Raw genomic sequence first — 19,723 nt, forward strand, 5'->3', positions numbered from 1 at the left:
GAAATTTGCAAGTTTGCGCACAGAATTGCGCTGTTTGTGCAATGAGTTGCATCCTTTGCATCAAAAAGCCCTTTTTCGCACTTGCACAACGGCCCTGTGTGGTGCATTTAGAGCATGCCTTTTCAGGCATCCTCTCCCAAACTTTTCAAGCCCGGCACTTGGTGCCGGGCTTTTTTCTTGCGCGCTCGCAGCTGCCAGCTGCCCGCATCGGGCGACGCGCGCCGATTGTATTCGCCTGCACCCGTTCCTAGCTAGACAGCCGAACCGAGGCAGACAGGAACAATCGATGGCAGACGCCGAAACCGCCACCCCCACCCGCACCGTCAGGCTTCAGGTCGCGCCCGCGCGGCAGGAAGAATCGGGCGCCGGGATCGCGCGCATGCCGCGCTCGGCCTTTCAGAAGCTGGGTATCACTGAAGGCGATATCGTCGAGGTTCGCGGCAAGCGAGTTACTGCGGCGATCGCGATGGCGGCCTACCCCGAAGACGACGCGCTCGACGTGGTCCGGCTGGACGGCCTGCAGCGCGCCAATGCGCAAGGCGGTTCGGGCGAGCATGTCGAGATCGCGCGCGGCGAATCGCGTCCCGCGACCCGCGTGGTGTTCGCCCCTGCGCAGCGCGAAATGCGCCTCCAAGGCCCGACACAGGCGTTGAAGCGCAATTTCTTCGGCCGCCCGCTGGTTGCCGGCGATCTGGTTGCGACCACCGGCCAGCAGCCGGTGCAGAACATGCCCGCCGACGTGCGCCAATTGCTGCGCGCGCCGGCCTATGCGCTCACCCAGATCCGCCTTACGGTCGCCTCGACCAGCCCCAAGGGCCTCGTCCATATCGACGAGAACACCGAAGTCGAGCTGCGCGCCGAATTCGAAGACCCGCGCGATGGCCGTGCGGTGGTCAACTATGACGACGTTGGCGGGATGGAGGACACCATCCGGGCCTTGCGCGAAATGGTCGAACTGCCGCTGCGCTACCCCGAACTGTTCATCCGCCTTGGCGTCGAACCGCCCAAGGGCGTGCTGCTCCACGGCCCGCCGGGCACCGGCAAGACCCGCCTTGCGCAGGCGGTGGCGAGCGAAAGCGACGCCGAATTCTTCATCATCAACGGGCCCGAAATCATGGGCTCGGGCTATGGCGAATCGGAAAAGCGGCTGCGCGAGGTGTTCGAGGAGGCGACCCGGGCTTCGCCTGCGATCATTTTCATCGACGAGATCGATTCGATCGCACCCAAGCGCACGCAGGTGCCGGGCGAAGCCGAAAAGCGCCTCGTCGCGCAGCTGCTGACGCTGATGGACGGGCTGGAAAAGCGCGCCAATCTCGTCGTCATCGCGGCCACCAACCGGCCCGATGCGATCGACGAGGCGCTGCGCCGTCCGGGCCGGTTCGACCGCGAGATCGTGATCGGCGTCCCCGACCAGCGCGGCCGGCGCGAAATCCTCGGCATCCACACCCGCGGGATGCCGCTCGAAGGCGAGGTCGACCTCGATGAACTCGCGCGCGTGACGCACGGCTTCGTCGGCGCGGATATCGCCGCGCTGGCCCGCGAGGCCGCGATCGAGGCGGTGCGGCGGATCATGCCGCGGCTCGACCTCGACGAACGCACGATCCCGCCCGAAGTGCTCGAAGACCTCTGCGTCACCCGCGACGATTTCCTGTCGGCACTGAAGCGCGTCCAGCCATCGGCGATGCGCGAAGTGATGGTGCAGGTGCCCAATGTCGCATGGGACGACATCGGCGGCGCGGGCGAGGCCATCGACAAGCTGAAGGAGGGGATCGAGCTGCCGCTGAAAAACCCCGATGCCTTCCGCCGGCTGGGCATCCGCCCGGCCAAGGGCTTCCTGCTTTATGGCCCCCCGGGCACCGGCAAGACGCTGCTCGCCAAGGCTGTGGCAAAGGAGGCCGAGGCGAACTTCATCTCGATCAAGTCGTCCGATCTGCTGTCCAAATGGTATGGCGAAAGCGAACAGCAGATCGCCAAGCTGTTCGCCCGCGCCCGCGCGGTCGCGCCTTGCGTGGTGTTCATCGACGAGATCGACAGCCTGGTGCCCGCGCGCGGCTCGGGTCAGGGCGAGCCGCAGGTCACGGGCCGTGTGGTCAACACGATCCTTGCCGAAATGGACGGGCTGGAAGAGCTGCAATCGGTCGTCGTGATCGGCGCGACCAACCGCCCGACGCTGGTCGACCCCGCCTTGCTGCGTCCGGGCCGTTTCGACGAGCTGGTCTATGTCGGCACCCCCGACAAGGCGGGCCGCGCGCATATCCTCGGCATCCACACCGAGAAGATGCCGCTGGCCGAGGATGTCGATCTCGATGGAATCGCGGCCGAGACCGAGCGGTTCACCGGCGCCGATCTGGAAGATGTGGTGCGCCGGGCCGGTCTTGCCGCGCTGCGCCGTGTCGGCGGCGAGGTGACCGCAGTCGAGCGGCGCGATTTCGACGCCGCGCTCAAGGATTCGCGCGCCACGGTCACGCCCGAGATGGAAAGCGAATATCTCAAGATGCGCGGCGAGCTCAAGAAGCGCGCGGCCGCGGTGCAGCCGATCGGGTTCCTGTCACCCGACATGCTGACCCCGACGCGCGAGAAAAAGCACGACTGATGTTTCACGTGAAACATCGCCGCCCGACTGCCTTACAGGCATAGGAAGCGGGGTCTGAAAGGGGGCAAGACGGGGTCAAACACCCCTTTTGCCCCCTTTGTCATCCGCAGTCAGTGCGCCGCGTCCCAGCTTTGCCCCGACCCGATCTCGACCCCCAGCGGCACCGACAGGTGAACCGATGGCAGCGCGGCATCGGCCATCACCTGCCGGATGATCGGGGTCGCGGCCTCGACGCGCGCTTCGGGCATTTCGAACACCAGTTCGTCGTGCACCTGCAGCAGCATCCGCACATCATCCAGTCCCGCCTCGGCCAGCGCCGGCAGCATCCGCACCATCGCCCGCTTGATGATGTCGGCGCTGGTGCCTTGGATCGGCGCGTTGATCGCCGCGCGTTCGGAGCCTTGCCGTTCGGCCTGGTTCTTGGAATTGATCCGCGGGAACCATGTCTTGCGACCGAACAGCGTCTCCGAATAGCCCTTGGCCCGGACGCTCTCCAAGGTTTCGTGGATATAGCGCTGGATGCCCGGGAACCGCTGGAAATAGGTGTCGATCATCGCCTGCGCCTCGTCCGGCTCGACCTCGAGCCGGCCGGCAAGGCCCCAGCGGCTGATGCCGTAGAGGATCGCGAAATTGATCGTCTTGGCGCGCGCGCGGGTGTCGCGGGTCACTTCGCCGAACATCTCCTGCGCGGTGCGCGCATGGATGTCCTCGCCCGCGGCGAAGGCTTCCTTCAACGCGGGCACATCGGCCATGTGCGCCGCTAGCCGCAGTTCGATCTGCGAATAGTCCGCCGCGAGCAGCACGTTGCCCGGTTCGGGCACGAAAGCCTCGCGGATCTGGCGGCCGATGCTGGTGCGGATCGGGATGTTCTGGAGGTTCGGATCGGTCGAAGACAGCCGCCCGGTCTGCGCGCCGACAAGGCTGTAACTGGTGTGGACGCGCCCGGTATCGGGGTTGATCGCGGCCTGCAGCGCATCGGTATAGGTCGATTTCAGCTTGGCGAGCTGCCGCCAGTCGAGCACCAGCCGCGCGATCGGCGCGCCTTCCGCGCTCAGCTTTTCGAGCACCGAGACATCGGTCGAATACTGCCCGCTCTTGCCCCTCTTGCCGCCCTTGTAGCCAAGCTTGTCGAACAGGATGTCGCCCAATTGCTTGGGGCTGCCGACGGTGAATTCCTGCCCCGCGACGGTGTGAATTTCGCCTTCGAGCCGGGCGATTTCGTGCGAGAATTCTTCCGAGAGTTTGGCCAGCCGCTTGCGATCCACCCGGATGCCCTCGCGTTCCATCGCGGCGACCACCGGGATTAGCGGGCGTTCGACCCGTTCATAAATCCGCGTGCCGCCTTCTGCCGCCAGTCGCGGTTTGAGCAGCGCGTGAAGCCGCCAGGTGACATCGGCATCTTCGGCGGCATAGGCGGTCGCGCGGTCGAGCGGCACTTCGCCGAACCCGATCGCCTTCTTGCCCGTGCCGCACAGTTCCTTGAACGGGATCGGGGTGTGGCCAAGGTGGCGCTGGCAGAGCTCGTCCATCCCGTGGCCGCCGCCCACGCCTTCCTCGCCGCGCCCCGCATCGAGCGCGAAGCTGATCACCATCGTATCGTCGATCGGCGCGACCATGATCCCGTGACGGGCGAGCACATTGAGATCGTATTTGCCGTTCTGGAAGATCTTGAGCACCGCTGCATCCTCGAGCAGCGGCTTCAACGCGGCGATCGCTTCCTTCAGCGGCACCTGCTCGGGCCGCTCGGCAAACATGTCCGACCCGCCATGGGCGAGCGGGATGTAGCAGGCATCATTGGGGCCGAGCGCAAGGCTCACCCCGACGAGATCGGCGCGCATCGCATCCAGTGCGCTGGTTTCGGTATCGACCGCGACGGCCTGTGCGGCGCGCGCACGCGCAACCCATGCTTCGAGCCGTTCGAGCGTTTGCACCGTCTCGTAGGTGGAATGGTCGACGCCCGGCATGTCCGGCAGCGGCTGGCGGTTGCCTTCGCCCGATACCGTTGCAGCAGTTCCGGCCGTGCTCGGCTTGGGCGGATTGAGATCGGTCGTGCGCGACGGGCTGCCCGCGCCGGCATCGAGCCGCCGCAGCAGAGAGGTAAAGCCGTGCTTTTCGAGGAACGCCGCCAGCGGTTCGGGCGGCACCGGGCCAAGCGCCATCTCGTCGAGCGGCTGGGGTAGGTCGCAATCCTCCTTCAGGGTCACCAGCACACGCGACAATTCGGCATCGCCGCGCCCTTCTATCAGCCGCTCCTTGAGCTTGCTGGCCTTCATGCCCTCAGCCGCGTCGAGCGCGGCGGCAAGCGAGCCGTGTTCGGCGATCAGCTTGCTCGCGGTCTTGGGGCCGATGCCATAAATGCCTGGCACATTGTCGACCGCATCGCCCATCAGCGCGAGCACATCGCCCACCAGTTCGGGGCGCACGCCGAACTTTTCCTCGACCTCTTCGAGCCAGATGCGCTGGTTCTTCATCGTGTCGAGCATGTCGATTCGGGCAGGCCCGTTCGCGGTGTCGACCTCGCCGATCAGCTGCATCAGATCCTTGTCGGAACTGACGATCGTGACATCCCACCCGCGCTCCTGCGCGCGGCGGGCGTAGGTCGCGATCAGATCGTCGGCCTCGAGCCCGGGGACTTCGATGCAGGGCAGGCTGAAAGCGCGCGTGGCATCGCGGATCAGCGGAAATTGCGGGACGAGATCCTCGGGCGGCTCAGGCCGGTTGGCCTTGTAATGCTCGTAAAGGTCGTTGCGGAAACTGATCGATCCGGCATCGAGGATCACCGCAAGATGGGTCGGCCCGTCGGCGGCATCGAGATCGGCGGCGAGCTTCCACAGCATCGTGGTATAGCCATAGACTGCGCCCACCGGGGTGCCTTCGGGATTGGTCAGGGGCGGCAGACGGTGATACGCCCGGAAGATGTAGGACGACCCGTCGACGAGATAGAGATGCTGCTTTTCGGCCATGCCAGTCTGCTAGCAGGCAGTTGTGCGCGCGGGTAGCGATTTGGCGGGACCATCCGGGTGCAGACCCAATTGTGGCGAAAATGCGGCAGAATTTGGGCGCAGCGCCTTATTTCGCTTGTAACCGTGTCAAAGTCGCCCTATTTCGCTTTTCGAACCGGACAACGAACCACCGGTCCGCGCGTTCCCATCGGGCCGCGTGACAACTGCAGGACAAAGGAATTCTTTCATGCGCAAGATCATCCTCGCCGCCGCCATCGCCACCTCGGCTCTCGGCCTCGCCGCTTGCAGCGAAAAGACCGAAACCGAAACCGGCGAAGCCGTTGACGCGATGGCTGCCGACGCCGAAACCAACGTCGACGCCGCTGGCGCCGCGATCGAAGACGCTGCTGACGAAACCGCCAACAACGTCGAGCGCGCTGCTGACGGCGCTGCTGCAACCGCAGAGCAGACCGCTGACGAAGTCGGCGCCGAAGCTGAGCAGGTTGCCAACGAAGCCGAAGCTGCTGCTGAATAATCAGTAGTGCCTGGCCCGCCCGCGGCAACGCGGGCGGGCGGCAAACGAAAAGGGCGGTGCCGCGAGGCGCCGCCCTTTTTCGTGTCGCGCGTCAACCGCGAAGCTGCGCTTCAGCCCCCGGTCGGATAGGGCGCATTGGCCCAGTTGCGCGTGGGATTGGCCTGCGCCTTGGCGGCAAAGCCATCGTAAAGCGCACGGGCGATTGCGGCGATCCGCTCTTCGCGCGCGGCCTTGGTGCCTTGCCCGGTGACGTAGATTGCGACCGCGATCACGCGCCCGTCGGGGCATTCGATCAGGCCGATATCGCTCGACGTGTTGTTGAGCGATCCGGTCTTGTGGCTGACCCGCGCGTCGAGCGGGATGTGCGCCGGAATGCGGCGCTTGCCCGTGACCGTGCGGCTCATCGCGCCGAGCAACACCCGGCGGCTGTCGTCGGACAGATATTGCCCGCCGTAAATCCCCGCCAGAAGCTTCGCCATCGTGCGCGGGGTGGCGGCATCGCGCGGGTCGATGAAGGTTGCCGGATTGTGCTGACCATCGTCGCGCACCAGCGTCGCGATGTCACGGTTGATCGAGAAATTGCTGATCCCCTGCCGCCGGATCCAGTCGTTGACCACGCCGGGTCCGCCGACCGCGGCAAGCAGCGCATCGGTGGCGGGGTTCGACGAGCGGGTGATCATCATCTCGATCAGATCGATCGCGGGCAGATACTGCCCGGCCCGCACCGGCGCCTTGGCCGAGGAATACTTCGCCGACGCCACGGGCAGCAACAGCGGGAACTCCGAACTCAGCGAAAAGCGGCCCTTCTCGACCATTTCGAGGAACGTCGCGGCCACCGCGACCTTGCTGGTCGAAGCCATCGGGAACAGCTGGTCGCCCAGCACCATCACCTCTTCGCCGGTGGCAAGATCGATCGCGGCCACTCCGATTCGTCCCAGCGCCGGATTGGCAAGCTGGGCGATGCGCTGTTCGAACGACGAGGCATAGACCGCATCGAAGCTTTGCGGGTTGCGCAACTGGGTGCCGAAGGTGGTGTCGAAAGTGGCCTGCAATTCGGCCTGCGCCGCGGCAGGCTGCGCCATCGCAGCGAAGGAAGCGGCAAGGCCGATGACGGCGGCGATAAAGCGGGGGGTTGCCATGCGCTAAGGCTACTCCGACAGGGTTTCCGGGGGCTTAACGCAACCTACGCCCGCTTCCTTTGTCGCGGCAAGCCCCCGTTTTGCCGCATGCGACGAACAGAGCATGGAACACGCCAAGGCTTGCTGTGCTTGCGGGCGCCCTCCTCCCATGCGTCTGATGGGGCTGTGTCGCAGGTTCGTCGATTGAGGGTGCAGGGCGCGCCTACGCCACTTGACTGGATTTCCGGCCAAGGCACTCTGCGGGCCAATTATCGCTCCGAGGGGACCACCAACCATGACCGACATTGCCACCGCCAGCGCCCTGCGCGCCGGCATTGCCGCGCTGCTGCTTTCAGGTTCGGGCATCGCGCTCGCGCAGAGCGTGCCGATCGTCAAGCCGGGCGCACCCGGTCAGGCTTCGGGCACGCTGTCTGCCGAACAGGCGACGCGGCTTGCCCAGGCCAGCTACACCCCGGCAGATGTCACGTTCATGCAGGGCATGATCGTCCACCACCAACAGGCGGTGGACATGGCAAAGCTGGTCAAGGACCGCACCAACACCGAAGAGCTGAAGACCATCGCGGGCCGGATCGAATCGAGCCAGGCCGACGAGATCGCCTTCATGGAGAGCTGGCTGAAAGAACGCGGCGAGCCCGTCGCCGATCCGATGATGAAGGGGCATGCCGAGCACATGCACCACATGATGAAGGGCATGGCATCGCCTGAGGCGCTGGCAGCGCTGGCCGCGGCCAAGGGCACCGAGTTCGATCGCCAGTTCCTGACGCTGATGATCGCGCATCACGACGGCGCGCTCGACATGGTCGAAACCCTGCTCGACGAGGAAGGCACCGCGACCGATCCGGTGATGTTCCAGTTCGTCAGCGATGTCGAAAGCGAACAGAAGACCGAAATCGGCCGGATGGACAAGCTGCTCGCCACGCTGTCGGCCGATCCGCGCGTTGGCCTTGCCGCAGGCTTCGACAATGCGGGCGAAGCGATCATGGGGCTGGTCAAGGTGGCCTCGCTGCGCAAGCCCGCGGGCTTCTTCAACCCCGCCAACCCTGCCGATCTGCGCCCGCCTGTCGCGCCAAGGAAGGATGCAAGCGACAAGGCCGAGGCGGCAAAGCCTGCCGAGGCTGTATCGGCTGCGCCTGCGGCTGCGGCTACGACTGCGGGTGCTGCCACGCCCCCGCGCGAGGAGGAGGATACCCTCACCGAATATGCCGAACGCTCGCCGCTGCTCGATTTTGCCAACACCGATATGGCATTCTTCGGCGATGTGATGGTCGCCGGCTCCTATCACGGGTTCAACATCTACCAGCTGAGCGCGGACGGCGTGCCTACGCTCAAAAGCTCGGTCGTGTGCCCCGGCGGACAAGGCGATGTCTCGGTGGTGGGCAACATCCTCGTGATGAGCGTCGAGCAGACCCGTGGCCGGATCGACTGCGGCCTCGAAGGCGCGCCGGGCAAGGTCAACGAAGACCGCTTCCGCGGATTGCGTGTGTTCGACATCTCCGATCTGTCCGCCCCGCGTCAGGTCGGCGCGGTGCAGACCTGCCGCGGCAGCCACACGCATTCGATCGTCAGCGCCGATGACAAGCGCCTGATTGTCTACAATTCGGGCACGGCGGGCATCCGCGATGGCAAGGAACTGGCCGGCTGCGTCGGCAGTACGCCGGGCGACAGCCGCACCGCATTGTTCTCGATCGACGTGATCGAGATCCCGCTCGCCGATCCGTCGAAATCGCGCATCGTCAAATCGCCGCGCGTCTTTGCCGACGAAAAGACCGGCGAGATCGCCGGCCTTTGGAAGGGCGGCGATCACGGTGACGGCACGCAGGACACCTCGCGCACGGATCAATGCCACGACATCACGGTCTTCCCAGCGCTAAAGCTGGCAGCGGGCGCGTGTTCGGGCAACGGCATCCTGTTCGACATTGCCGATCCGCTCAATCCCAAGCGGCTCGACGTCGCGACCGATACGGGCTTTGCCTATTGGCATTCGGCAACCTTCAACAATGACGGCACCAAGGTGATCTTCACCGACGAATGGGGCGGCGGCAGTCGGCCGCGCTGCAAGGCATCGGACCCCAAGACCTGGGGCGCCAACGCGGTTTACGACATCAAGGACGGCAAGCTCGTCTTCCGCAGCCATTACAAGATGCCCGCGCCGCAATCGGACATGGAAAACTGCGTCGCGCACAACGGCTCGATCATCCCGGTGCCGGGCCGCGACCTGTTCGCGCAGGCCTGGTATCAGGGCGGGCTTTCGGTGATGGACTTCACCGACAGCGCCAACCCCAAGGAGATCGCCTATTTCGATCGCGGGCCGATCGATGCCAAGCAGATGGTGCTGGGCGGTTACTGGTCGACCTATTGGTACAAGGGCCACATCTATGGCACCGAAATCACCCGCGGGATCGATGTGTTTGCGCTGAAGCCGAGCGAGCATCTGACCGAAGCCGAAATCGCCGCCGCCAAGGCCGCGACCTATGAAAACGACCGGTTCAATCCGCAGACCCAGACCCGCGTCACGTGGGACAAGGGCGTGATCGACGCGGCCCGGGCAAGCCGCAAATAGGCCGGATCCTTGCGGAAGCGGTGGCTACCGCGCCCGTATCCGGCAGGGCCGCTCAGCGTGCTGAGCGCAGCCCTGCGGCGCGGGCGGCCTGCCGCTTCATGCGCTGCTGCAAGGCCATGAATTCGGCCAGCGGCACGGGCTTGCTGAACAGGTAGCCCTGCATTTCATGGCACCCGATCGCGCGCAGTACCTCGGCCTGCGCCTCGCGTTCGACCCCTTCGGCAATCACGAACATGTCGAGCGCGTTGGCCAGCGTGATAGCCCCTTCGACCAGCATCGCCGCCTTGTTGCCGGCCTCCAGCCCGGTCAAAAGCGACTTGTCGATCTTGATATGCGTGAAGCCGTAGGATTTGAGATAGTGGATACTGGTGAACCCGGTGCCGAAATCGTCGAGCGCCAGCGCGATGCCCGCTGATTTCAGCGCCTCGGTCGCCTTGATCGCAAGGCCGGGATTGGCCAGCAGATAGCTTTCCGTCATCTCGAGCTGCAAGCGGTGTGCAGGGAAACCGGTGCGTTCAAGGATCGACAGCACCTGCCGTTCAAACCCCGGATGGCGAAACTGCGCGGGCGAGACATTGACGCTGAGACACAGCTCGCCCAGCGGGCGGATTTCGCGGCACGCGCGTTCAAGCACGTAAAGCCCGAGCGGATGGATCTGCCCGGTCGCCTCGGCCACCTCGATGAATTCGTCGGGTGACAGCGCCCCTTGCGCGCGGCGCGGCCAGCGCAGCAGCGCTTCGGCTGAAACGATCGCGCCGCTAACCGCATCGATGATCGGCTGATACACCACATCGAACTCTTCCGCGCCGAGGCCCGAACCGATCTGGCCCTCGATTTCGAGCCGCCGCAACCGGCCCTCGTCGAGGTCCTCGGTATAGATCGCGATCTGCGCCTTGCCCTCGGTCTTGGCGTGATACATCGCGATGTCCGCGCGCCGCAGCAATTCGCGCGGGTGCACGTTCTCGTCGCTGTTGGTGGCAATCCCGATCGAACCGCTGATCTGGAGCACGTGGCGATCGAACAGGACCGGCAGGGCCATCTGTTCGAGCAATCGCAGCGCCAATTTTACCGCGACCGCGCTCGCCGATTCGCCGCTGCCATCGGTTTCGATCAGCACCGTGAATTCATCTCCGCCCACGCGCGCGAGGATCGCCCCCTCGGGGCATTGCTCGCGCAGGCGGTGGCACACGGTGCGGATCAGCTCGTCGCCCGCCTGATGGCCATGCTCGTCATTGACCTGCTTGAACCCGTCGAGATCGATGAACACGATCGCAAGGCTGCCGCGCTGCGGCACCTCGCGCTGGTCGAGCCGGTCGAGCCGGGCGAGCAATTCGCGGCGGTTGTGCAGCCCGGTGAGCGGATCGGTAAAAGCGATGCGGCGGTTCTCCTCGCTCAGCCGTTCGGTCTCCTGCTGGCGGATGTGGAGCTTGCGGCGCGAACCGACCACCTCGGAAAAGGAGCGATTGAAACTGTGCGTCACCACCGCCATCCCGACGCACACGCAGCACAATACCAGCGATTGCGGCAGGAGCTGGAAATTCTCGACCCATGAAAAATACAGCGCGAACGACACCGTGCTGACCACCGCCACCCGCATCGCGGCCGCCCGCAGCGTCATCAGGCAGAACACCGTGCTGACCTGGCTCAGCGCCAGAAAGAAGGTGAGATTGCTGCGCGCATAGGCGCCGGCATCCTGAAACACCCAGATCACCCAGGCGTTGAAAGCCAGCGTCATAAGCACTGCGAGCTGGCAGGTGCGCCGCAGATAGGCCGCGATCTGCGCGTCGTCGAACTGTTCGGCATCGCCCTGCCGCCGCCACCACACCGCGCGGGTCAGCGCGATCGCCGAAATCGCGGCGGGGCTGACAAGCGTCTTGGCGAGCTGTCCCGGATCGAAGGCGATCACCATGATCGCCACGGTGTTGCAGACCAGAATGACATAGAGCAGCGGGATCAGGCGCTGAAAGGTATGGAATTGCGCCCGGGTCAGTTCGGGATCGCTGGTGTCGAGATCGAAAAGGTCGAAGAAATTGCGCATGGCCTGCCTGGTAAACCGACCTGAGAAACGGTGATCGCCCTTTGCCTTACGGCGGCGTCTGCGAAGAACCACTCTGGCAGCGATAGGCAAAATCACGCAGGCGCTCGCTCAGGAACGGGAAAGCGCGGCGCGGCGCGGACGGTAGAGCGGCAGGGGGCAGGTCGGAACGCGGACGGCATCAAGGCTGTGCAGCACCGGTCCGGCCAATCTGCGGTCGGCGGCAAGGATGTGCGTGACCGCGAACCGCGCGGCAAAGGCGCGCACGCCGCCGGGATCGAGCTTGCCTTGCACGATATTGCGCGGGGCCATCATCGCCGCGATCCCGCCTTGCGCTCCGGCGCGCGCGGCCAGCAGATCGTTCCCGATCACCAGCACGCGCGCCTTGGGCGATGCCGCAAGGCAGGATTGGAGCGTCGCGATCTCGCGCGGGCGATCGAAGGCCGCGGGATCGCCGGTCCCGGGTGCAGTTAGCGCCAGCAGCGCCGCTGCCAGCACGGCGAGCACGCCCGCGCCCCAGGCAAACGCCCGCCGCTGTGCGAGCGCATCGCTCTGCAACAGCGCCCAGCACCCTGTTGCCATCAGCGCCGCCCATAAAGCGGCGCTGAAATAGCGCGCTTCGAGATAGCCGGTGAGCACCTGCGGGGTCAGCATCAGGGCCATCAGCACGGCGAAGCCTGCCAGGACGCCAAGGTGTCCGGCCGGGCGGCGTTCGGCGCGGCACAGCCATGCGAGCATCGCGGGCAAGGCCAGGAACGCCGCCGCCGCAAGGCCGAGGGGGCTCGCCGCCAGCGCCGCCGCCAGATAGGCCACTCGCCCGAGGTTCGCCGCCACCTTGCCCGCCCATGCCAGCGGATCGTCGGCAAGGCTCGGCTGCGGGGTCGGCCACCAGTCGGTGACATAGGCGCGGGCATCGATTGCGGTCGCGATCCCCGCATTGTCGGTCGCAAACAGCGTGCCGAAATGGATAAGCGAATAGGCGACCCACGGCGAGACTGCGACCAGCGCCGCCGCGAGAGCCGCCAGCGCCTTTGCGGGTGAGCGGGTCAACCACCCCACCATGATCGCCACCGGCAGCGGCAGGAGCAGCGCGTCGAAGCGGTTCAGCACGGCAAGGCCCGTCAGTAACCCGATCAGCCCCGCTTGGCTGAGGGTGATCGCGCGCGCCTGCAACAGCCCCCGCAGCACCAGCGCATAGAGCAGCAATTGCAGCGGGATGGTGCGCCCCGCCTGCATCTCGATCGGCAGCATGTTGGGGCCGGTAAGCAGCACCAGCGCCGCGCCAAGGCCGAGCCATGCAGCCCCTGTCACCCGCCGCGCGATCGCCTCCGATACCAGCGCGAACCCGGCGAAAGCGGCAAAAGCGAGATAGAACCCGGTGCGCGGCCCCGTGCCCGTTAGCGCGTCCAGCCCTGCGATGAGCATCGGGGTCAGCGGCGGAAAGCTCGCCGACCAAGGCAATTCGCTGGCATAGCTGCGCCAGTGCGTGAAGCGGTAGAAATCGCCGCCAACGGTTTGTGCCAGCTCCCACAATGCCCAGGAATCGGGTGAAAAAGGCGGTGCGGCGATCGCCTTGAACGACAGCGCGCCGAGCAGCGCGAACAGGACTGCCACCGGTGCCAGCCAACCGGCGCGCGGCACGGCGGCATCGGGGGTGTAGCCGCCGGTCGCCGCTACGAAGGTTTCCTTAAGCAACGCCAGCTTTGACGCCAGCCCACCGATCTTGGTGGGCACCTTGCCATCATCGGGATAGCGCCGCTCGACCGGGATATGCGCGACCTTCAATCCCAGCTGGCCTGCGCGTGACGTGAGATAGAACAGCAGGTTATAGACCGAGAACACTTCGCGGAACGGCTGCACGCCGGGATGCGTCAGATACGCTGCGGAATAGGCGCGAAAGCCGTTGGTGGTGTCGGTGAACCAGTGCCGCCCGGCCAAGCTCAACATCGGGGCATGCACCACGCGGTTGGCGATCGTGCGTTCCAGGGGCGTGTTTTCCGCCGCGCCGCCGGGAAGGTAGCGCGAGCCCTGAACATAGTCGCAGCCTTCGTCGAGCTTGGCGACCATCGCCGCCACTGCTTCGACCCCGTCCTTGCCGTTGCCGTCGATCGTGACGATCCCGGCGTAGCCTTCGCGAAGGCACCAGGCATAGGCCATACGCAGCTGCGCGGAGAGCTTGCCGGGGCCGGTCTTGGTCAGCACCGCCCTCACCCCGACCTCGGCCATGAAATCGGCATCGAGCGATCCGTCGGTCGATCCGCCGTCGGCGATCACCACGTCGACCGGGAGGTTTGCCGCCTTGATCCGCCGCAGCTGGCCGCGGATGCGCTCGCCTTCGTTGATGACCGGGATGACGAGCGCGTGGGCGTGGCGGCGCGGGCCGTGGAGCGCGACCTCGTGCGCGGGCACCTCCCACGCGGCATCGTCGAGGATCGGCGGGGGCGGCACGGTCATGCCCGCTCCTCCCCGGGCGCGAAGACCACCCATTTGGAGAGCACAAAGTTGACGCAGAACGATCCCCCCGCGCCCGCGACAAGGATCGCCAGCGGCCATGCGGCGGGCAGCGCGCGTTCAAGCAGCGCGACGATCCCCACCCGCACCGCCAGCGTCACCAGCGCAACCCCGGCATAGAGCGCCGCGCGCTTCATCGAGAGCGGACCGGAGCGGAAGCTCCAGGTCTGATGGATCACATAGTTCGCCCCCGCTGCGATGGCAAAACCGCTCGCCGCCGCCAGCCACAGCGGCAGCCCGGCATAGGCGTGCAGCGCAAAGGCGATGGCAAGGTCGAGGATCACGCCCAGCACCGTTACCAAAAGGAAGCGGATCAGCTGGCTCATGGCGCGCGCCTCACGAGGTGGCGGGCGATCCCGTCGGGGAGCGCCGGCAGGGTAACAAGGTCGATGGCGGCCCCGACAGTGGCGGTGCAGGTCGCATCCCCGATGGCCGAACCGCCCAGTGTCTCAAGGGTCAATGTGGTGACGCGGCCAAGGGCAACGGGCGCGAGGAGCTCGAGCGCGGGTGCATTGGCGATGCCGTAACGCGGGAAACCGGCCCAGCGGCCCTGGTCCGATGGCGCAGTGTCGGGCGAATCTTCCACCACCGTCAGCATCGCTGCGCGCCCCGTGGCAAAGGGCGGCTGCCGGGTGACGCGGACCGTGGCGGGGCCTTCGGAAGCGGCGCTGATTGCGAGCGTCAGACGGCCCGCTGCGCGTCCGGTGACGCGGCAGGTGGCAGGCGCCTCGGCGGGGGAAGCCGCAGCGCTGCGCACCCACAGCACCTGCTGGTCGTTGCGCGCGATCGGGGTGTAATTGGCGCGCAGCGCGCGGAAGAACGGCCAGTCGGCGCGGGTGAGCCATCCTTCCCAGCCGCTGTAATCGGGCGCGATCGTGGTGACCGCATCGACCGCGCGGCGCGCGACCAGCGCAGTGAAGGCCGCGCGCTTTGCAGGCCCGAGCGCATGGATCAGCGAACCGACATCGGCGGGGCTGCGCGTGCCCGCCGCAATATCGAGCGGCGAGGTATAGACCGACAGCAGGCGGCGGTTTTGCGGCACGCCCGCCGCATCCCACGCTGCCGCCAGCCTGCGCATCGCGGCAAGGTCTGCGGCATAATCGGGCGTCACATGGAAGCCGAGCGCGGGGTCGTAGACAGTGCGCGCCGACCATTCGGGTGAGCGGACAAGGCGTGCCGTCTCCGCCCCCGTCATCGCCACAGCCGCCAGCCCTGCCAGCACCATGAGCGCGCCCGGCCCGATCAGCCGCGCGGGCCTGCCTGCCTGCCGCCACAGCCGCGCAGGCGCGACGATCAAAGGCGCGCACATCCCCAGAACAAAGACGATGCCATTATATTCCGCCCCCACATGGCCGCCGATCTGCGGCAGCACGGCGGTGCCAAGCAGGCCTGCGCCCAGCAGCACAAAGGAGCCTCCCCGCACCGGAGATACTTTTCCGCGCAGGCATTGCACCGCGACAAAGGCAACGCAGACCGCGAGCAGCACCAACGCAAGCGCAGAGAGCGGATCGGCGTGGGTGAGAATATGGTGCAGATCGGCAGGGCCAAGGATCCGCGTGGTGCGGTCCCACGGCGCGAAGAACCAGAACTGGTCGCCTGCCACATCGCGGAAATTGTAGGCAAGCCACGGCCCCGGCCGGCCATGCGTCACCGCCAGCAGGATCGCACCCGCCGACAGCATGACGCCAAGCCCGAATGCCGCCAGCGTTTTCGCAAGCAGCGCGCGCTTCGGCCACAGCGCCAGCGCCAAGGCGAGTGTCATCGCGATCACCAGCGGAATGCCTGCATCGTTCGACCACAGCAGCCCCGCTCCGGCGACCAACCCCAGGGGAAAACCGGCCAGTGCGCGGCCACGGCGCCGCACGCGCCGTACCAGCACGACGTAGAACGGCAGCACGAAGAACGGGAGCGCGCCGCGCAGCGGCCGCAGCGAAACGCCGGGGTCGAGCGTTGCGGGCCAAGCAATCCCGCTCGCTTGCCCCACCAGTGGCCCGGCGTAATAGAACACCGCCAACAGCACCAAGGCTGCTTGCCACCGCGCGCGCGGCGCAATCGGGCGGATCAGCCAGACGCACGCATAACAGCACGCGAAAGCTGCCAGCAGCACCAGCACATAGGCACCCAGCGTCGAGGCGAACAGCGTCTTGCCTCCAGCGGCGAAGATCGGCAGCAGCGCCAGCACCATCGTGATCCCGAGATAGGACTGAAACGCACTGCCCAGCGCTTCGCCGCGCGCAAGGTGATCGGCGGCGAACCACGTCTGCAAGGCACCGTCGATCGAATTGAGGCTGTGCGCGTGCAGCAGCCATGCTCCGCGCAAGGTCGCAAGCACCGCAAACACCGCCGCAAGCACGGCAAACCGGCGCCACCCGCCGCCGATCCGCACCGCCCTAGGCATGCACGCGTCCGAACACATGGCCGGTATCGAGCGCGCCGAACGCGCCACCGCTCCCCCTTACCGCTTCGAACAGGTCGTAGATATTGTCGATCTTTCCGCCCAGCACCGAGATCACCCGGCTTGCCTCGGGGCTGCGGTGGTAGAGGATCGGCCGCCCGTCATCGCCCTCGTTCTTGATGAGGACGGTCTTCACCTCGTAGATCGAACGGCGATATTCCGCCCCCGCAAGGCAGGGCAGATAAAGCTGCGCGTCGCGGCGCATGAAAGCATAGCGGCTTTCGCGCTGGTAGGCGGCCAAATGCGCGTAGGGATCGCGCGCCGCGGGATTGTCGGCCCAGCTGTCATGCGGGGTGTAGCGCACGTGGGTCAGCGAATAGAGCTTTTCGGCAGGATAAGGCATCGCCGAAAAGAACGGCCCGTCCATAACCGTGACGCCGAGGCGTTCAAGCTCGGGCGGCGGCGTGATCAACGCAAGCTCGGCGATTTCGTGTTTGAGCCGCGCGGGCGGCAGGTCGGCTTTCGCCAGCAGTGCATTGATCTGCGAATAGGTGATGTTGAAGGCATAGCCCGCGCTGACATCGCTGCCATCCGAAAGCCTTGCGACGACGCCGCTGCGATGGTCGGCCAGCCCAGTAACTGCGGTGGATAGGCGCACGTCGATGCCCGCCGCCGTCAACCGCTCGCCCACCAACCGGCCGAGGATGCGGTGATCGAAAGCAACCTCCCGACAGGCGAAAACCTCCTCGATCCGGTCGGCATCGAACAGCACGCGGTGGCCCGCCCCCGCCAGTTCGATCGGCGCGCCCATATCGCGGAACATGCGGTGGAATTTCTTTGCCGTCACCTTCGAACGCCGCCGCGCGATGGCGTAAAGCATCTGGAAATCGCCCACCACGGCTTCGGGAAAATCGGCGAGGAAGCGGCGGTGAAGCAGCATCGATTTCACCGCCGTCGCCGCGCTGCGCGGATAGTGAAAACCGGTATGCACCCGTGCCTGATTGACCCGCGAGGCGCGGTCCATCAGCACCGGGCCGGCTTCGACCAGCAACACCCGCGCCGAAATCGAACGCAGGAACAGCGCAAGGCAGCAGCCGTAAAAGCCGCCGCCGATGACGATGTAATCGTAATCGGTGTTCGCGCCTGCCGACATCACCGCTCCGGCGGCTGGGCCAGGGGTGCGGGGAGCGGCGCCTCGCTTTCGAGCACCACGTTGAGATCGAAGGCGACCTGCTGGAACAGGTCGATGCGGTTCACCTCCTCGGGCACCGCCGCATGTTTCAATCGCCGCTGCTGCTTGAGCACGTGTTGCAGCCCAAGGCTCAGCCCAAGCGTCGAAATGCCCATGAAGGTCGCGCTGACCGCAAGCATCGCATTGGTCGTCAACCAGCCGGGCGCGAGGCGTTCGACCAACAGCGCAGCGCCGATGATCCAGCCGGCATAGGCCAGCCCCACCAGCATCAGCAGCGCCGAGGATACCGCCACCACCGACAGGATCAGCGGGGTCAGATAGACCAGCAAGGTTTGCAGCAATCCGAACCGGCGGCCGAGCCCCATGAAGGCGGTGCGGTTGGCGACGCTGGCCTGCGTGCGAAACCACTGGCGCGGCAGACGCGGATCGCGCGGCGGGAAACGCAGCGCCAGACGCGGTTCGTCATGCGCCAGCATCAGGTTGAGCAACGTGCGCGGCACCGCGATCGATTGCCATTCGGCCGGATCGACATTGAAGCCGGCAAGCTTTCCCAGCGCGATGAACGGCCAGGCCAGCAAGCGCTTGACCGGCGCGCGTTCGGGCCGGAACGCCATCGTGACGGCATTGTCGCTTTCGGCGCGGTCCAGGAAGGCGATGATGTCGAGCGCGGCGACTTCGCCCGGATGGCCCAGCACCACCAGATCGCCGATCGATTCTTCGGCTGCGATCACCCGGCGGTCGTAATATTCGGACCCGGCGCGCACCACGAACAGCCGCGTGTTGGGCACATCGCGCACCACATCGAGGAAGGCGGCGCGGTCCGCCTCGTCGACGACGAGGATGATCTCGCGAAAGCGGTAGGCGGTGTCGAGCCGCGCGGCGATATCGCGAAGCTGCGCGAAGGCGGCGGGGCTTGCCGAAAGTTCGGAAAAGCAGACCGAGACAACCACGTCCTCGCGCGGTTTGCGAAATGCGCCGGCGTCGGGTTCACGCATCGGCGGCCTCCGTCGCATCGACCGCCGCGCGCAGGCCATTGACGGCGCGGCGCACTGCGGCAAGGCCATCGGGCGCGCGCTTCATCTCGATCGAGACCGCGCGCGTGTATCGCGCACCGGCAAGCCCCTTAAGCACGGGGACAAGCCGCGCCGGATCGGCGGGCGCAGGGGCCAGGCCGGGTTCGCTGACGTGGACATGAGCAAGGTGCGGGGCAAGCGCGGGCAGGCGCGCGGGCAATTCGGCGAAATCGCCGTTCATGTGCATCGCTCCCACGTCGAGATGGGGCACAATCGCGGGGTGACCCACCGCGGTGACGAAGGCCAGCGCCTCGTCCAGCGTGTTGAGGAAATTGGTGCCATAGGCCGCCGGATTGGCTTCGATCGCGATTCGCGTGCCTGCCGCCATGGCGGCATCGCCAAGACGGCGGAACACCTCGGCAGCCTCGTCCAGCGCGCGCGCCATTGCCATGCCTTCGGGCACGCAGCGTTGCAGCGGGGAGCCGAACACGAGGTTTGGGATGTTAAAGCGCCCCGCCAGCCGGATCGCGCGGTGCATCCCGGCCTCCAACGCGGCGCGCGGCGCCTCACCCTCGAACAGCGCGGCGCCGCTGACCCCGAACAGCAGCGATTGCATCGAAACCAGCGTCAGCCCGGCATTGGCGATTTCGCCCAGAGCGGCGGCGGCAACGGGTTCGGACGGGGCGAACGGGTCATCGGCCGCATGGAAGAACAGCCCCGGCGCGATTTCGAGGCCGCCAAAGCCCGCTTCGGCAAGGATCGCATAGGCTTCGCGCCGCTCGTCCGGCGACCACGCGATATTCGACAT

General features: G+C 66.2%; 12 protein-coding genes. 3 read left to right on the forward strand and 9 right to left on the reverse strand.

Going from position 1 to position 19,723, the window contains the following annotated elements:
• Positions 1 to 286 precede the first annotated feature (286 nt).
• Complete coding sequence (locus A9D12_RS04005; RefSeq protein ID WP_068350003.1) at positions 287 to 2,593, forward strand: CDC48 family AAA ATPase; 2,307 nt, start codon at positions 287 to 289, stop codon at positions 2,591 to 2,593.
• 110 nt (positions 2,594 to 2,703) lie between these two features.
• Here the strand turns inward: A9D12_RS04005 and polA are convergent, their stop codons facing one another.
• Positions 2,704 to 5,556, reverse strand: a complete 2,853-nt coding sequence (polA, locus tag A9D12_RS04010) for a DNA polymerase I (protein WP_068350005.1) — start codon at positions 5,554 to 5,556, stop codon at positions 2,704 to 2,706.
• 226 nt (positions 5,557 to 5,782) lie between these two features.
• On the opposite strand from polA, the gene A9D12_RS04015 reads away from it, so the two are divergent.
• Positions 5,783 to 6,070: a hypothetical protein gene (locus A9D12_RS04015; protein WP_068350007.1), complete on the forward strand. Its 288-nt coding sequence runs from the start codon at positions 5,783 to 5,785 to the stop codon at positions 6,068 to 6,070.
• 110 nt (positions 6,071 to 6,180) lie between these two features.
• Here the strand turns inward: A9D12_RS04015 and A9D12_RS04020 are convergent, their stop codons facing one another.
• Complete coding sequence (locus tag A9D12_RS04020) at positions 6,181 to 7,209, reverse strand: serine hydrolase (protein WP_068350009.1); 1,029 nt, start codon at positions 7,207 to 7,209, stop codon at positions 6,181 to 6,183.
• A gap of 274 nt (positions 7,210 to 7,483) precedes the next feature.
• Here A9D12_RS04020 and A9D12_RS04025 point away from each other — a divergent pair, with 274 nt between their 5' ends.
• Positions 7,484 to 9,769, forward strand: coding sequence for a DUF305 domain-containing protein (locus A9D12_RS04025; RefSeq protein ID WP_068350011.1), 2,286 nt, complete (start codon positions 7,484 to 7,486; stop codon positions 9,767 to 9,769).
• Positions 9,770 to 9,821: 52 nt separating this feature from the next.
• Here A9D12_RS04025 and A9D12_RS04030 read toward each other — a convergent pair whose 3' ends face one another.
• The 7 genes from A9D12_RS04030 to A9D12_RS04060 form a co-directional block, all read right to left on the reverse strand.
• Positions 9,822 to 11,807, reverse strand: a complete 1,986-nt coding sequence (locus tag A9D12_RS04030; RefSeq protein WP_068350013.1) for a putative bifunctional diguanylate cyclase/phosphodiesterase — start codon at positions 11,805 to 11,807, stop codon at positions 9,822 to 9,824.
• A gap of 108 nt (positions 11,808 to 11,915) precedes the next feature.
• Complete coding sequence (locus A9D12_RS14850; protein WP_068350015.1) at positions 11,916 to 14,258, reverse strand: glycosyltransferase family 2 protein; 2,343 nt, start codon at positions 14,256 to 14,258, stop codon at positions 11,916 to 11,918.
• A complete protein-coding gene (locus A9D12_RS04040) occupies positions 14,255 to 14,641 on the reverse strand; it encodes a GtrA family protein (protein WP_068350017.1) in 387 nt (128 codons plus the stop codon). Before A9D12_RS04040 ends, A9D12_RS14850 begins: the two co-directional genes overlap by 4 nt.
• Positions 14,638 to 16,713, reverse strand: coding sequence for a hypothetical protein (locus tag A9D12_RS04045; RefSeq protein WP_156522793.1), 2,076 nt, complete (start codon positions 16,711 to 16,713; stop codon positions 14,638 to 14,640). The genes A9D12_RS04040 and A9D12_RS04045 overlap by 4 nt, the downstream gene beginning before the upstream one ends.
• The gene (locus A9D12_RS04050; RefSeq protein ID WP_068350024.1) at positions 16,706 to 17,863 is read right to left on the reverse strand and encodes an FAD-dependent oxidoreductase; all 1,158 of its coding nucleotides are present in this window, start codon (positions 17,861 to 17,863) and stop codon (positions 16,706 to 16,708) included. The genes A9D12_RS04045 and A9D12_RS04050 overlap by 8 nt, the downstream gene beginning before the upstream one ends.
• Positions 17,863 to 18,897 carry a hypothetical protein gene (locus tag A9D12_RS04055; protein ID WP_156522794.1) on the reverse strand — a complete coding sequence of 345 codons (1,035 nt, stop codon included), beginning with the start codon at positions 18,895 to 18,897 and terminating at the stop codon, positions 17,863 to 17,865. Before A9D12_RS04055 ends, A9D12_RS04050 begins: the two co-directional genes overlap by 1 nt.
• On the reverse strand, positions 18,890 to 19,723 hold the full coding sequence (locus A9D12_RS04060) for a sugar phosphate isomerase/epimerase family protein (RefSeq protein WP_231889690.1): 834 nt from the start codon (positions 19,721 to 19,723) through the stop codon (positions 18,890 to 18,892). The genes A9D12_RS04055 and A9D12_RS04060 overlap by 8 nt, the downstream gene beginning before the upstream one ends.

This window comes from Erythrobacter neustonensis (assembly GCF_001663175.1).
Classification (GTDB): domain Bacteria; phylum Pseudomonadota; class Alphaproteobacteria; order Sphingomonadales; family Sphingomonadaceae; genus Erythrobacter; species Erythrobacter neustonensis.